General features: G+C 65.9%; 7 protein-coding genes and 1 pseudogene. 2 read left to right on the top strand and 6 right to left on the bottom strand.

Annotated elements, in window-relative coordinates; all coding sequences use genetic code 11:
* Positions 1–307: 307 nt before the first annotated feature.
* Positions 308–1,467 (bottom strand): annotated as a pseudogene (locus ACCQ00_RS15275) (sialidase family protein).
* A 453-nt stretch (positions 1,468–1,920) separates the two neighbouring features.
* On the opposite strand from ACCQ00_RS15275, the gene ACCQ00_RS15270 reads away from it, so the two are divergent.
* A complete protein-coding gene (locus tag ACCQ00_RS15270; RefSeq protein WP_039567972.1) occupies positions 1,921–2,250 on the top strand; it encodes a RebB family R body protein in 330 nt (109 codons plus the stop codon).
* Positions 2,251–2,307: 57 nt separating this feature from the next.
* On the opposite strand, the gene ACCQ00_RS15265 is transcribed toward ACCQ00_RS15270, so the two are convergent.
* Positions 2,308–2,508: a hypothetical protein gene (locus tag ACCQ00_RS15265; protein ID WP_017155569.1), complete on the bottom strand. Its 201-nt coding sequence runs from the start codon at positions 2,506–2,508 to the stop codon at positions 2,308–2,310.
* Positions 2,509–3,014: 506 nt separating this feature from the next.
* Between ACCQ00_RS15265 and xopK the strand changes: the two genes are divergently transcribed.
* Positions 3,015–5,681 carry a type III secretion system effector XopK gene (gene xopK, locus ACCQ00_RS15260; protein ID WP_268738288.1) on the top strand — a complete coding sequence of 889 codons (2,667 nt, stop codon included), beginning with the start codon at positions 3,015–3,017 and terminating at the stop codon, positions 5,679–5,681.
* Positions 5,682–5,730: 49 nt separating this feature from the next.
* Here the strand turns inward: xopK and ACCQ00_RS15255 are convergent, their stop codons facing one another.
* From ACCQ00_RS15255 to ACCQ00_RS15240, 4 genes are all read right to left on the bottom strand, one after another.
* Positions 5,731–7,566, bottom strand: coding sequence for a glycoside hydrolase family 35 protein (locus tag ACCQ00_RS15255; protein ID WP_039567964.1), 1,836 nt, complete (start codon positions 7,564–7,566; stop codon positions 5,731–5,733).
* A 314-nt stretch (positions 7,567–7,880) separates the two neighbouring features.
* A complete protein-coding gene (locus ACCQ00_RS15250; RefSeq protein WP_039567963.1) occupies positions 7,881–10,223 on the bottom strand; it encodes a GH92 family glycosyl hydrolase in 2,343 nt (780 codons plus the stop codon).
* Positions 10,224–10,333: 110 nt separating this feature from the next.
* Positions 10,334–11,797, bottom strand: a complete 1,464-nt coding sequence (locus ACCQ00_RS15245; RefSeq protein ID WP_039567961.1) for a glycoside hydrolase family 125 protein — start codon at positions 11,795–11,797, stop codon at positions 10,334–10,336.
* Positions 11,798–12,379: 582 nt separating this feature from the next.
* Positions 12,380–15,040 (bottom strand): glycoside hydrolase family 3 C-terminal domain-containing protein, encoded by a 2,661-nt coding sequence (locus ACCQ00_RS15240; RefSeq protein ID WP_039567960.1) that lies wholly within the window; start codon positions 15,038–15,040, stop codon positions 12,380–12,382.
* Positions 15,041–15,412 lie beyond the last annotated feature (372 nt).

The following is a 15,412-nucleotide window of genomic DNA, read 5'->3' as shown; positions in this document are numbered from 1 at the left end:
GGTTGGCCGGCGAGAGGTCTCGGCAGCGGCAGGCGTTGCTGGCGGACGCCCGGAACGGTCGCCAGGCACATATCTGGTCAGGCCGCTAAGCATGCCGGTAGGGCGCTCGGGCGCGGGGTGTGCGGGTGGGACAGTGCGCGCGGGCGCATCTGCATCGGATGCATTCTGCTCCCGCAGTCCTACCGGCATGCCCGGCGGGCGGGGTTGATCGACGCGTCGCATCGCATTCCTCGTCTTGGCTGTCGCTCGATGACGATGATCGGCATGCAACGCGATGGGCGAATTCCGAGGGGCGAAGCCATCGTCATCATGACGAAGGATCAGCGGCGTGGCCGCATGCCGTTGTGCAGCGCTCAGACAGCGCTGCGGGAGCGGGCGCCTGGCAGGGACCGCACTTGCCGAACCGCGTGGGATCGAGCACCACATGCTTGATCCGTCGGCGCTTCCAGGTGTAGCTGACATGCACCAAGCCATCGCGGCTCTGGATCACGGCCGGATACGAAAATTCATCATGGGCGCTGTCTTCCAGCGTCAGCACGCGTTGCCAGTGCACGCCATCGTTGGAGACGGCAACGGCCAGGGTGCCGCGGCCGTCCCACCAGTCCTTGCCGGCGATGGCCGGGTTGTAGACCAGTAACGCACGACCGTCGCGCAGCACCACCGCGTCGGTGCCGGAGTTCGGGTTTTCCACCTCCAGCAAGTGCATGGGCTGCCAATGCAGGCCGCCATCGAGTGAGAACGTGCTGAAAAGCTTGTTTTGCTGGCTGCGGCCCAATGCCTGCAGTCGGCCATCCGGATACAGCAGCAGGCTGGGCTGGATCGCGCCGATCGCCTTCGCATCGTTGAGCGGCATGCCGCGTTGCCAGTGCACGCCGTCGTCGTCGCTCCATTCCAGATGCGCGCGCCAGCCGCGGTCTTCGCTGCTGCTGGGCGCCAGGATGCGACCGTTCGGTAATTGCACCGGCTTGTTTTTGATCGGCCCCAGAATGCCGTCGGCCAACCGCTGCGGTGGCGACCAGTGCGCGCCATCGTCAGTGGAGAGCAGACGCAGCCCCCACCATTGGCGCGGATTGGGTCCGAGCTTGTAGTACAGCTGCACCGGCCCGGTGGCCGATTGGAACAACACCGGATTCCATGCCGGCACTGCAGTGCCATCGACGCCTGCGTGCGCGCCATCGGCAAGACGGCGTGGTGGCTGCCATTGCTGCGGGCCGCGCTGAGCGAGCCAGATGCCGACATCGGCCGCACCTTCGTGCTCGCCGCCGAACCAGGCGGCCAGCAGGCGACCATCGCGCGTTTCCAGCAAGGTGGAGGCATGCGCTTGCGGCGTGGAGCCGGGTCGGCGATGAACTCGCTCAGCACGATCGGCGAGGGCGGCGACGCGGGCGATTGCGCCTGCGCGACGATCGCAGCCAGGCTTGCAGCAAGGCTCACGACGAGGCGGCTCAGCAGGCGTGGCGAATGCATCGTGGTCCAGTCCTGTGCGAGATTTAAAAGACCTCTTTATTATCTCTTAAATACCACGTGTTCCGTTCGTTGGGCGGATTGGTCGAACTGCATCGCCAGATGTACAGCAAGGGGCGCTCTGCTCCGGCTTCTACTCGTTGGTGTCAACTCGCCCGACCTGGGGGCGACGTGCACGCGGCCATCGTGCAGCTGCCCGCGGCACAGCCCTCACTGCAGCAGACTGCCCAGCAGCCTTGCACCCGCGTGCACGATCACACTGATGCTGCGACGTGCGCCGAAACCTGGCATTGCGAGGGTCGAGTTGCGCGCGCGCCGGCCGCTATCGGGATGGCACGGCGAGCGTGATGTGGCGGTTTGTCGGCGGTATTGCGGGGACATGACCGCGTTGCGGTCTTCGCCGATGGGCCGGCACGACGCAGACCGCCGTGCATCCCTTCACTCAGGAGTGCGTTGATGGCTTTTCCAACCGCAGTCAATCCGCAGATCACCGATGCCGTCACCCAGGCCAACGTCAAGGTCGTTGGCGAAGCCCCAGCGTTTGCGATCGGTTCGATTTACCAGAGCCTGGCCCATTCGGGCGGCATCCTGTTCCAGAATGCGGTCGCTGCACAACAGCAGCAAAACACCCTGGCACAGGCGGCCAACAACCAGGGCGTGATGCAGACCTACGGTGTCGATACCAGCGCTTGCACTGCAGAGGTCGAGAACGTTGCCCAAGGCGGTGCCGCAGACACTCTGAACAGTCTGCTCACCGCGCTCAACGCGTTCGACACTGCGGAGTAATCGTCGCTGGCGGCAGCGTCACGTCTGTCGCCATGCTTGCCCGCGAAAACGGCCCGCTCAGGCCGCGTTGTCGTCGCGCACTTGCGGCGGCAGCAGCGTTTGCGGCTTCTTGGCCGATTCGGTCTGGCACAGGAACGTCATCAGGTGTGCGGCTTCGGCACTGCCCATGGGCTTGCTGTGGATCTGCTCGGCGAAGGCGTTCTGGGTGTGCTCGGCAACGGCGGGGACGGACTCTTGTGCAACGGTAGACGACGACATGCAACGCTCCTGGAACCTGCAATCAAGCCGTCTACGTCGCAAGCAAGCGCATCCGTAACGGAGTCAGCCGGTGATATTGCCTGGAATCTGTGCCGTCCGATACCTCGACGGTATGCGGGCGGCGCAGCGGCACCGGACGTTCTGATAACGGCGGCTGCGGCCAGGTCTAAAGCGCCATCGGCAGAAATCTGCTCCGGCGGTGGTCTCTGATTGCGCAACAGGGCCCGAGGCGATGGGGGCCTCTTGCAGGACGCGGCGGCTGGGCAGCCGGGTCGCCATCTCGGCGCTTTGCGGCGCAGTGTTGGCTCCGCCAGGCCATCGGTACGGGGTCTTGCATCTTGCCGATCCTCCATGCAGGTCTCCCGCGGCCGGCTCTCTCGGGGATAAACCGCGCGGCGGGCGGTTGCGCCGGAGAGTTCGTTTACGCAATCGCGTGTTCGTCGCAGCAAGGCTAGCTGGAGAAGACAGGCGCACCATCGCTGCTTTGCACCGGTTGGAGTTTGCTCATGCGTGTCCAGCGATCCACTGCACCGCATCTTGTCTCACGCGATTGTGCAGACGTTGAAACGCCGCCCACAGCGGAATTGCCGCAAGATGGACAGGGTTGGCCAATGGGGTTGAAAGTGCTGCGGACGCGGCCAGTGCCCAAACGCACACACCGCGATGAGAGCGAGCGACAAGCGCACCACGGGGACGCCAACGCGCGAGTTGCCGAAGTGGAGACAGCCTACGACGTGCTCGTGGTCGCCAAGTACGTGGCCGACCCCTTGCACGGAACCGCGGACAAAACGGCCGAGTTGATCAACGACATTCCCCGCCGCGGCGAACCCGGGCAGTCCGCGGACGCTGGGGAGTCGGCGCATCCACCCGAGCACCCACCGGCCGACCATGCAGCGGCACCGGACGGCCACCACCCGCCGCATCCAGCGCAGGCCGCGCATCCCGTACAGCCGCACGCTGCAGATGCCCCGCATGCGCCGACGCCGGAGGGGCCGCACGCACCGGATGCCGGCGTCGGGCATCCGGCGGATCCGCAAGCGCTTGGGGATACGGCGAAGGACGGCGTCCTGCACGCTCTTGCCGAGGAAGGCGCGCCGGCAGGCGCATTCGATCTGGCGATGAGCCTGGGCATCAGCGGGACGATGCTGCCGTTGTCGAGTCTTGCGATCTATGCCGCGTACAAGGAAACCCGCGAAGTTGCCGAGCAGCGCACGCACTTGCGGCAGCAGGAGCGCCGCCTGCGCTTGGAGCAAGCGGCACTGCAATCTTCCTTGGGCACGGCAGCGCCCGCAGGCGCTGCAAATGCGCACGCGCATGCACTGAGCGAGGCGATCGAGACCAATGCCTACCTGCAGCGGCGAAATGCGCGGGACGGCGCCATTGCCGCGACCTCCATGGCCTCGGCCGGGGTGATCTTCACCAAGGCGGCGAGCGAACTCGGCATCCAGGGCGGGCTGGCCATCGCCAGCAAGAGCGCAAATGCGGCGGGCCTGGTGGGCCACAGCGCCGCTGCCGCAGGTGCTGCGTCCGCGGCGGGTATCGCCGGCAGCTTCGTGCTCGCGCCGTTGGCGAGCGTGGCGGCCACCGCATTGGGGGGTACCTTCCTGCACCAGTCGCGTCGGGAAAGAACGCGTGTTGCCGTGGATGTGGGCAGGGTTCAGCGCTTCCTGCACGACCTCGAACCTGGCGAACTCAGTCCTGGCGCACAGCGCTACCAGTACTTTGTGAGCACCAAGTTGGGCAAGTACGACCGCTTTGCGCATCGGTTCAACCAGTGGAACAAGGGCTTTGTCGTGGGTGGAATCACATACACCGCCAGTACGTTGACCAAGGTCGGCGTCAGCGCGGCCGTCGTTGCCGGCGCCACGGTGGCCGCACCGGTGGGCACCGGCCTGATCATCGGCGCAGGTCTGCTCGGTGCGGCCACGATGGGGGTCGGCAGCCATCAGTTCCTGCTGGCGCACGGCAAGCAGAAGCGCTATCGCAGGTACCAGACCGAGGACATGCCCGGCGTCGACCGCGCGCTACTGGCGGTGGCGGATCTATTGCCTGCACGCGAGGCGGAGAGTGCCGCAGCCCAGCAAGCGCCCAACTTCGCCGACCCGTTGCAGCCAACCGCGGTGGACGTTGCACTGACGTCAGTGGCGGAGGAAGCGGTGGGAAGCGATGAAGACGCGATCGTTGCAGACGCCGATCCCGGCCTGGAGCCGACGCATCGCCAAGGCGCCTCTGCTGCACGTGATGGGCAACCGGCACTGCCGGAACCCGCCGTTTCCACTGCCGACACCTCGAGCGTAAGCGCGGCAGAGAACGCGGTGCCCCACCATGGATTCGAGTTGCGCAGTGCGCTCTACGCCTGCATCGACGGGCAGGAAAACGCACTGGACGCGTTTGTGCAGAGCGGTGCCGACGACCTGCAGAAATTGCATCCGGCCAAGCCGCGCTCGACAGACCAGGGCAAGGGCTCGGGTCGAGCAGCAGCTGGGGCGCCGCTGGGTCGGCGCGTCAATGCAGCCCTGCGCGCAGCAGCCAATTACGGGCGCGCGGTCTTGACCGGTAAGCCGCAGCAGGCGCGCGGCAAGGCGATGCGCAGCCATGCCAAGCACAGCGCGGTGATGACCGAAACCGCGTTTGCGCAGTGGCTGCAAACGCCCGGCTCGGTGAAGTCGCAGATCGCCTACATGCAATGCTGCCTCGAACTGCAGAAGAAATATCTCGACGCCAAGCTCAGCGCGCAGGCGGACCTTCCGCAGCCCGACGTGCACGATGATCCGCATTCTCATGGCCAAACGCCGGCTGCGACGGTCGATCGGGCGCCGGAACGCTTACTGGCGCAATTGCACCAAGCGCGCATGCGCGACGACACCCAGCAGCGCACTATCAGCCTGATGCTGCAGGAACTGCAGATGGCCGAGCAGGAGCTGGCAAGCGCAGATGCGCGAAGCCAGGCGCGCGCCGCCGCCAGGATGCCCGGTTTGCAGCAACGCCTGATGCGGGTGCTGACCTCGAACGCGATCGTGCCGCAAGAAGGCGTTGCAGGCTTTGCCCGGTTCTGCATGAAACAGGCCCGTCAGCACACGACACATGTGCGCGGCACGCTGCTGGCCACCGAAATACAGGCAGCACGCATCCGCGAACAGGCGGCAGCCGCAGCGCCGGCGTCCACGACCTGATCGCGGCCGTGCGAGCGAACACGCGTCTGCAGCCGCCGCCGCGTAAGCCTCACTCCTTCGGCGTGAGCCAGACCTGCTGCTTCAGGCCGCGCACGCTGGGGGTGGCGACATCGTCCAGGTCGAAGACCACCACCGTGTTGTCACCCTTGCGCTGGAATGGCACAGGGAAATACAGCGCGGTCTGCGGGCCTATGTTCCAGTGGCGGCCCAGGTTGACGCCGTTGGCCCAGGCAAAGCCCTTGCCGAAGGCGCGCATGTCCAGATAGGTGTCGGTCGGCGTGCCGATGCGCAGGGTGCCGCGGTGGAACGCCGGGCCTTGCACGGCCTTGCCGGTCCAGCCGCGGATGCTGTCGGGCGTGCGCATCGGCAGCGGGAAGGCCTGCCAGCCGGTGAGCTGCTGGCTGTCCAGTAGCACCGGGTCGACCAGGCCGGCGCGGCCGTCGGCCATGCGCGTGCCGTAATTGATGCGGCCGCTGTTTTCGACCAGCACATCCAGGGTGTGCTGGCCTGCAGGAATCTCCACCTCCAGCGACACCTGCTGCAAGCGCCGCTCAACGCTACCGACCGGTCGTTGATCCACGTACACGCGCGCCACATCGCGCACATCGCCCAGATACAGCGGGCCCTTGCGCGGGCCGGTGATGGTGGTGCGGTAGAGGATGTAGCCGTAGTTCTGGCCGAAGTGTTCCATCGGCAGCGGGGTGTCGATGGCGATTGGTGCGGGCAGGTTGTCCCACAACGATGCCGATTCGCGCAGTTGGGTGTCCGGCAGTGCGGCCATCGCAATCGGCGCCGGCAATGCGGGCGGTTGCACGCCGGTCACGCGGGCGATGGCATCGCGCATCAACGCGAATTTGGGCGTGGGGTGGCCGGCTTCGTCGAGGATGGCGTCGTAGTCGTAACTGGTGGTCTGCGGCGCGTAGTGGTCGCTGGGATTGTTCTGGAAATTGGCACCATTCATGAAGCCGAAACTGGTGCCGCCGATGAACATGTAGAGATTGGCCGAGTGGCCCTGGCGCAGGATCCACTCGAACTCTTCGGCCTGTTGCCTGGCATCGGTGGCGGCATGCGGCTTGCCCCAATGGTCGAACCACCCGGCCCAGTATTCGCCGACCATGCGCGGTTGATCGGGGCGAAACTTGATCAGCTTGTCGAATGCGCTCTTGGCCTCGCCGGGCGCGAAGTTCACCACCGCCAGGGTGTCGGGCAAGGTGCCGTTGGCGAGCATGTCGGCGCCATCGGAGGTGAACAGCAAGGCCTTGTCGAAGCCAGCCTTGACGTACATGGCGCGGTTGTCGGCCATGTAGGCGTGATCGTCGGCGTAGGAGCCGTATTCGTTCTCGACCTGCACGGCGATGATCGGACCGCCATTGTGGTTGAGCAGCGGTTGCACCTGTTTGGCCAACGCATCCAGATACGCCTGGCTGGCGGCAAGAAAGCGCGGGTCGCGGCTACGGACGCGGATATTGCCCTTGCCGAACAACCAGGCCGGGTAGCCGCCGGCTTCCCATTCGGCGCAGGCGTAGGGGCCGGGGCGCAGTATCACGTTGAGGCCTTGCGCGGCGGCTTCCTTGACGAAGGCGGCGACGTCGTTGTTGCCGGAGAAATCGAACTGGCCTTGCTGCGGTTCCACCAGGTTCCAGAACACGTAGGTTTCTACGGTGTTCAAGCCCAGGGCGCGCGCTTTTTGCAGGCGGTCTTTCCAGTAGGCGCGTGGAATGCGCTGGAAATGGATGGCGCCGGACAGCAGCTGGTACGGCTTGCCGTCGCGCACGAATTGCGTGCCCTGGGTGCCGAAGGTGGGCCAGGACTCGGGCGTCGCGGCAGCGGCGGGCAGCGCGAGCGCCAGGGCCAGGACCAGGGGAGCAAGAGTGGTACGCAGCATGGAAGTCTCGAGGTAGGTGGGGCCGGTGGTGCGGGTGGATGGCAGGGGCCGGTGTTTGGGTGTTGCCCTCATCCGCCCTTCGGGCACCTTCTCCCGCTTGCGGGAGAAGGGAGGGGCAATCCCCCGCTTGCGGGAGAAGGGAAAGGCAATCCCCCGCTTGCGGGAGAAGGAGTAGCAATCCCCGCTTGCGGAAAAGAGAAAGCAAGTTCCACTGGCAAATGAAAAGCGATCCCTGTTTGCGTGAGCGGGGAAGGGCGTTCCCCATTTGGGCAGCAAGAACCGAACGCGCCGCTCGCGCAGGCGACGGACCGGCATTACGCGAACGACGGTGGCAGATCCTCCTTGTCTGCGCCGAAGGCCGGGTTCGGCTTGGGCCCCATCGCAAATTCCAGCGTGCCACCGGCAGCCAGCTCGGTGTGGCGGAGCCAGGCGCGGGTGAGCGATTTACCGTTGAAAGTCAGTGACTGCACATAGACGTTTTGCGCACTGTTGTCCTTGGCCACGATGTGCAGCGTGCGGCCGTTGCCCACCTCCAGCGTGGCGCGCTTGAACAAGGGGCTGCCCACGATGTAGTTGCCGCTGACCGGATCCACCGCATACAGCCCCAGTGCGCTGAGCACGAACCACGCACTCATCTGCCCGCAGTCTTCGTTGCCGGACAGGCCGTTGCGCGCGTCGTGATACTGCTCGCGCAGCAACCGGCGCACCATCGCCTGGGTCTTGTACGGCTGGCCGGCATAGGCGAACAGATACGCCACATGGTGGCTGGGCTCGTTGCCATGCGCGTACTGGCCGACCATGCCGTCGATATCCGGCGGTGCATCGGCGGGCAGTTCGGAGCTGGTGGAAAACAGCTCGTCCAGCTTGGCGACGAAACCCGCGCGGCCACCGTACAAGTCCATGTACCCGTACAGATCGTGCTGGTTGAGGAAGGTGGCTTGCCAGGCGTTGGATTCGGTGAAATCACGCCATTTGGCAATGTGGCCCATGCCGCGCGGGTCGAACGGTGTGGCCCAGCTGCCGTCGGCAAGCCGCGCCTGCACGAAGCCGCTATCGCGATTGAACACGTTGCGGTAATTGCGCGAGCGTTCGCGCAATGCGCGTGCATCGTCGCTGGCGCCGGCGGCCTGTGCCAGGTGTGCGCAGGCCCAGTCGTCGTAGGCATATTCGAGCGTGCGGCTGACCGCTTCGTCCACTTTGTCGGCGGGGATGTAACCGAGCTTGCGGTACTCGCCCAGGCCGTGGGTGGTGTCGTCCATTGCACGTTTGCGGTACGCCGGCCACGCGGCGGTGTAGTCGATCCCGGTGAAGCCCTTGGCATGCGCCTCGGCCAGCACCACGGCCGAGTGATAGCCGATCATGCAGCCGGTCTCCACGCCTTGCAGCGGCCAGATGCCCACGCCGTCCGGGCATTCGTTGGCGCCGCGCACCAGGCATTGCACCAGGTCGGGCACGCGTTCGGGCTGTACCAGCGTGAGCAGTGGATGCGCGGCGCGGTAGGTGTCCCACAACGAGTAGGTGCTGTAGTTGTTGTAGCCCTTCGGCGCAGTGTGGATCTGCAGGTCCATGCCGCGGTAGCGGCCATCCACGTCGGAGAACAGCGTGGGTGCCAGCAGGCTGTGATACAGGCCGGTGTAGAAGATGCGCCGTTGCGCGTCGTCATCGCTGTCGATGCGCACGCGGGCCAGTTCCTTTTCCCAGGCGGCCACCGCTTGCGCATGCACGCGCGCGAAGTCGAAGTCCGGCAATTCGGCGTCCAGGTTGGCCAGTGCGTTGTCGGCGCTGACGGCCGAGATGCCGACCTTGATCAGCAGCGGGGCGTCGGCAGCGTCGGGGTAATGCAACGCGGCCTTGAGGTGGGTGCCGTCGATGCTGCGCGTGCCGGCGGCCAGTGCTTGGTCCGCGTTGTACAACTGCACGTGCTTGAAGGGGCGCGAGAGGCGCATGGCGAAATAGATGTAGCGGCCCTTGGCCCATTGGTACACGCGGCGCCCACCGGTAAGCGTGCGTTCGTCGACCACGCGTAGCTGCGCATCGCTGACGCGGGTGGGAATGCCTGGCTTGTCCTGCATGCCGTGGCACAGGTCCAGCAACACATGTGCCGGCTTGCCCTTGGGGAAGTGATAGCGGTGCAGGCCAGCCCGCGCGGTGGCGGTGAGTTCGGCATGCACGCCGCTGTCCTTGAGCCGCACGCGGTAGTAACCCGGCGATGCGGCTTCATCGGCATGGTCGTAGCGCGAGCGGTAGCCGGCGTCCGGGTTGTCGAGCGGACCGGGCACCAGTTTGACCTCGCCGGTGGCCGGCACCAGCAGGAAATCCAGCATGTCGCCGATGCCGGTGCCTGAGAGATGCGTGTGCGAGAAGCCCATGATCGAGCCGTCGGACTCGTGGTATCCCGAGCACGAATCCCACACGGCGTTGTAGGTGTCGGGGCTGAGCTGCACCATGCCGAACGGCAACGTGGCGCCGGGGAAGGTGTGGCCATGGCCGCCGGTGCCGATGAACACATCCACATGCCGGGTGAGGTCGGCGCGGGCACGCGCATCGGCCGGTAGCGCGTAATTGCCGGCACGCGCGCGGGCCAGACCGGGCAGGCCGACGCTGCCGAACAGGGCTGCGGCGATGGCGCCTTGGAGAAAACCGCGTCGTGTTGTCATGTGTGTTTGCTCTCGTAAATCATGGGCCGGTGCGGGAGCGCCCTCATCCGCCCTTCGGGCACCTTCTCCCGCGTGCGGGAGAAGGGCTGAGAACAGGCGCTGCGCATGGATCAGGCGCTACGCAGCAGCTGGGGTTTGCGTTGATGCAGGTCGATGATCAGTTCGCCGAACAAGGTGTTGGCCCAGGCGAACCAGTCGCGGGTGAAGGTGTTCGGGTTGTCCTTGTGGAAAGCCTCGTGCATGAAGCCGGTGCCGGCATGCGTGGTTTTCAACCATTGCAGGCATTGGCGCAGTTGCGCGTCGTCGTCGCTGACCAGCGCGTATTGAATGATCGACATCGGCCAGATCGTGCCCATGCCGCTGTGTGGGCTGCCGACGCCTTCGGCGGCGGTGCCGCGCGAGAAATACGGGTTGCGCTCGCTCCAGGCCAGCTGGCGCGTGCGCAGGAACACCGGGTCGGTGCGATCACAGCAGCCCAGGTAGGCCAGGCTGAGCAGGCCGGGCGCGTTGGCGTCGTCGATGAACAGCTGGTTGCCGAAGCCGTCTACTTCGAACGCCCAGTACGCCTGCCCGTCGGCATCGCGTTGCTGGCCGAACTGGCGGGTGGCGGTTTCCACTTCGTCGGCCAGCGCGGTGCACTCGGCGGCGAAGGCAGCGTCGCGATGCAACGCGGTGCTCATCGTGGCCAGCTGCCGCAGCGAGGTCACCGCAAACAGGTTGGCCGGCACGAACAACGGAAACACGCAGGCATCGTCGGAGGGGCGGAACATCGAGTGGATCATGCCGTTGGGCTTGGTCGGCTGGCCGTAGCCTTCCAGCACCAGGGTTTCGGTGGCTAGCGGCGAGGGGCGCTGGAACACGTACGGGCCGCGGTTGTCCTTGCGCTGCTGCTCGCGGAAGGTCTTGACCACCACATGCATCGCCGCGCGCCAGTCGTCGTCGAACGGTGCGGCATCGCCGGTGGCGCGCCAGTATTCGTGCGCAATGCGGATGGGGTAGCACAGCGAATCGATTTCCCACTTGCGCTCGCCCACGCCGTGCTTCATGTCGGTGATGTCGTTGAGCGACCACTTCAGGCGCTGGGTCTGGCCATCGGGCAGGAACGCGTTGGCGTACGGGTCGAGCGTGATGCATGCGGCCTGGCGCTGGATCAGGCCATGGAACATGCGCCGCAACGCCGGGTCGTGCTTGGCCAGCGGCACGTACGGGTGCACCTGCGCGGAGGAATCGCGCAGCCACATCGCGTGGATGTCGCCGGTGATGACGAAGGTGTCCGGCTTGCCATTACGGGTGCCGGTTTCCACCGTGGTATCGAGGGTGTTGGGGTAGCAGTTCTCGAACAGCCAGGCCAGTTCGGGGTCGGCGATGCGCGCCTTGACCTGCGCGATTTGCTGCTCGACTGCCTTGCTGACAAAGCGGCGCTGCGCTTTGGGTGGACGCTTGCTGACAAAGCGGCCGGTTGTGCTAGACGTGCCGGCAGCGGGCGCGGCCGCAAGCGCGGGCAGGGCACCGGCGAGCAGGCCGGCACCGGCACTGGCGCCCAGCAGCTGAAGGATGTCGCGGCGGGTGTGCATGACCTGGAACTCCTTGGATTTCGACAGCGGGCCTGCACGCCAGTGCCGCTCCAGCGCCGCGCTACCTGCCGGCGAAGGATGAGACCTATGCATGACCAATTCCCGATGACCATACAACGTGTGCGCCGAACGTGCATAGTGCGGTCGCACAATTCTCCGCCTTATGCGTGGGAGTGCGCTGCGCGTCGAGCCTCGGTGCCGGCGGCGCGAAAGACCGCTAGCGCCAGCCTGCCGCCGCCGGGTGCGCGAGGCTCGCTCGGACCCTCGCCCCCCCAGCTTGTTGGCTGAAAGGACAGGCGGCGGATGGCGCTAAGCCGGTGCCACGCTGGCGCCCTCAATGGCAACACCAGCAGCACCTGCATCGGCATCGGCACACCGCATGCCCCTTCCATTGCGCTGGCCCCGTCAGTGACCAGCGGGCGCCGTTGCGAATTCCAGACAGGTGCGAGCGGGTGCTCAGATCAACGTGTGGCTACGCACCGGCGTGGCCTTCATCACGCGTCGACGCAACGGGCGCCGGCCCAGACAGCCGGCGCCTTTGTACCTCTCGCAATCAGAGAGTACGTCACGCAATCAGGGACATTACTTGGGCAACGGCGAACGTCCCTGGATCGAAAACGACGCCGCATTGCCAACGGCGCCGGTGCCCGGCTGCCCACCGCCGACGAACAACGTGTAGCTGCCGGCTTCCACCGCGCGCTGTCCGCTGCGGTCCACGTCGCTCAAGGCGCGCGCATCCAGCTCGAAGGTCAGCGTGCGTTGCTCGCCCGCCGCAAGATGCACGCGCTGAAAACCGACCAGGCTGCGCAACGGCGACTGCGGGCGGTCCGGATATTGCAGATACACCTGCGCCACTTCGTCGCCGGCACGTGCACCGGTGTTGCGCACGGTCGTGGTCACCTGCAACGTGTTGCCGGCTTGCAGCGTGGTGGTGGACAGCTGCGGCGCGTCGTAGGCAAAGCGGGTGTAGCTCAGGCCATAGCCAAACGAAAACAGCGGCTCGCCCTTGAAGTAGCGATAGGTGCGGCCCTTCATGTCGTAACTGACGTAGGCCGGCAGGTCCTTGGTGGAGCGGTAGAAGGTCACCGGCAGGCGGCCGCCGGGATTGTCGTCGCCGGCCAGCATGCGCGCGATCGCGGTGCCGCCGGACTGGCCCGGGTACCACGCGGCCACGATCGCATCGGCATGCGTCTTGGCCCAGTTCAAGGCCACCGCGCTGCCGCTCATCAGTACCACCACCAGCGGTTTGCCCGAGGCCTTTGCCCGCTCGAGCAACGCTTGCTGCGGGGCGGGCAGGGCGATGTCGTTGCGGTCGCCGCCGTCGAAGCCGGGGACATCGATCCGCAACTCTTCGCCTTCCACATCCGGCGACAGGCCAACGAAGGCGACCACCGCGTCTGCCTGTGCCACGGCCTGTTCGGCCTCGGCCAGTTGCGCGGCGGCAGGAGCCAGCCATTCCAGGCGCACGCCCTGATCCTGGCCGCGGTGCTCCATTTCCAGGCGAATCTTGCGTGGGCGGGTGTCGTCGAAATGCAGCACGGTTTCCACGCTGCGGCCGTCGGCGTTGTGCATGCCGGCCGGCACGTGCTTGTCTTCGGCGTTGCCGGCAACCACCAGCTTGTCGTCGATATACAGGCGCACCGGGTCGTGTCCGCTGCAATCGAAGCAACGCGCCACGCGCACTGCCAGGGTGTAATCGCCAGCGCTGGGCGGCAGCAGTTCGCCGCTCCAGCGCACCGCATACCGGTCGGCCGGCACGCCCTTGACCGGGGCGACCTGATCCCAGTTGAAGCTCACCGTGCGGTCCTGCCGCACCACGCGTGCAGCACCGCGCATGTCGACGTTGTCGAAATATTCGCCACGCAGCCCCGGCTTGCCATCGCTGCGCAGTGCGGTCTCCGGGATCATGCCGGGCACGCCGGCAGCCAGCGGTGCGCCTTGTGCGTAGCTCACCTGCTGCGCGCCGAAGCGCTGACGCAGGCCCAGCAATGGCGTTACCGGCGCAGACGAGGTGCCCTGGTAATTGGCCTCAAATGCAGCCAGTGCGTCGGCATTCGGGCCGATCACTGCCACACGTGTGCCGGCTTTGAGCGGCAAGGTGTCGGCATCGTTCTTCAGCAGCACGATCGACTCGGCGGCCGCCTGCAAGGCCAGCGCACGATGCGCTGCGTTGTCCACGTCCTTCGCGCCGAGCCGCGCGTACGGATCCTTGCGCGGAGCCTCCAGCTCGCCCAGGCGGTAGCGCGCTGCAAACAGGCGCACCAACGATTGGTCGAGCAAGGCTTCGTCCACTTCGCCGCGCGCGATCGCCGTGCCGAGTTCGCGATAGGCATGCCCGCAATTGAGATCATGCCCGGCCTTCAGTGCGGCGGCCGACGAGCCGGCGTTGTCCGGGCGGAAGTAATGGAACTGGGTCATGTCGTCTACGGCATCGCAGTCGGACACCACAAAGCCCTTGAAGCCCCAGTCGCCGCGCACGCGGCCGTTGAGCAGCCAGTCCGCTGCGCAGACCGGGGTGCCGTGCAACGAGTTGTAGGCGCACATCACCGAGCCGGCCTGGCCTTCGACCAGCGCGGCGCGAAACGCAGGCGTATAGGTCGCTTCCACATCGTGCGGCGACACATCCACATCGAAGCCATGCCGTCCCGGCTCGGGGCCGCTGTGCACCGCGATGTGCTTGGGCGTGGCGATCGTGCGTGGATGGTCGAGATCCTCGCCCTGCAGGCCGCGGATGAAGCCCACCGCCATTTGCCCGGTGAGAAACGGATCTTCGCCGTAGGTTTCCATGCCACGGCCCCAGCGCGGGTCGCGGAAGATGTTGATGTTGGGCGACCAGATGGTCAGGCCCGCGTAGCGTTTATGGTCCTTGCCCGGACCACCGGCCTGGTTGAACTTGGCGCGCGCTTCGGTGGACACCACCGTGCCCACTTGTTGCATCAGGCGGGTATTCCAGCTCGCCGCCAGGCCGATCGACTGCGGAAACACCGTGGCGTAGCCGTTGCGCGCGATGCCGTGCAGGCCTTCGCTCCACCACTCATAGGCGGGGATGCCCAGGCGCGGAATCGCCGGTGCATCGTTCATGGCCTGCGCCACTTTTTCTTCGCGGCTCATTTGCGCGACCAGGGCGGCGGCGCGCTGTTCGGGCGATCCGCCCCGTTCGGCAGGGGCGGCAAGGGCGAGGCAGGGCAGTGTCAGGCCAAGGCCCACTGCCATGGCAAGGCGCGATACAAACACGGACGACATGGATTTACTCCTGGGCGGCGGCCAAGGCCGCTGGGCATTGTTCTGGTAGTGCCGCAATGGCTGCGGCGAGGTGAAGGGTGAGGCGCGGCGGTGGCATGCGTGCCGTGGGTGACGGCTGGTGCTGGTCTTGCGGTGGGCCCTCATCCGCCCCTGCGGGGCACCTTCTCCCGCCAGCGGGAGAAGGGCATTCATGCGCGAAGGAAGATGTGCATCGCAAGAGATCGAGTCTCTCATCGCAAGAAATCAAGTCCTTCATTGCTAGAAACCAAGTCCTTCATTGCGAGAAATCCAGTCTTTCATTGCGAGAAATCCAGTCTCTCATTGCAATAAATCCAGTCCTTCATTGCAAGAAATCCAGTCTCTCATTGCAAG

Source organism: Xanthomonas sp. NCPPB 3761, from assembly GCF_041475705.2.
Lineage (GTDB): Bacteria > Pseudomonadota > Gammaproteobacteria > Xanthomonadales > Xanthomonadaceae > Xanthomonas > Xanthomonas phaseoli.
Note: the sequence above shows the minus strand (reverse complement) of the source record. Positions and strands in the feature narration are given on the sequence as shown.

Coding starts and splice junctions, on each gene's coding strand:
- ACCQ00_RS15245 (WP_039567961.1), bottom strand. CDS start 11,797: ATGCACACCCGCCGCGACATCCTTCAGCTGCTGGGCGCCAGTGCCGGT.
- ACCQ00_RS15270 (WP_039567972.1), top strand. CDS start 1,921: ATGGCTTTTCCAACCGCAGTCAATCCGCAGATCACCGATGCCGTCACC.
- ACCQ00_RS15265 (WP_017155569.1), bottom strand. CDS start 2,508: ATGTCGTCGTCTACCGTTGCACAAGAGTCCGTCCCCGCCGTTGCCGAG.
- xopK (WP_268738288.1), top strand. CDS start 3,015: ATGCGTGTCCAGCGATCCACTGCACCGCATCTTGTCTCACGCGATTGT.
- ACCQ00_RS15240 (WP_039567960.1), bottom strand. CDS start 15,040: ATGTCGTCCGTGTTTGTATCGCGCCTTGCCATGGCAGTGGGCCTTGGC.
- ACCQ00_RS15255 (WP_039567964.1), bottom strand. CDS start 7,566: ATGCTGCGTACCACTCTTGCTCCCCTGGTCCTGGCCCTGGCGCTCGCG.
- ACCQ00_RS15250 (WP_039567963.1), bottom strand. CDS start 10,223: ATGACAACACGACGCGGTTTTCTCCAAGGCGCCATCGCCGCAGCCCTG.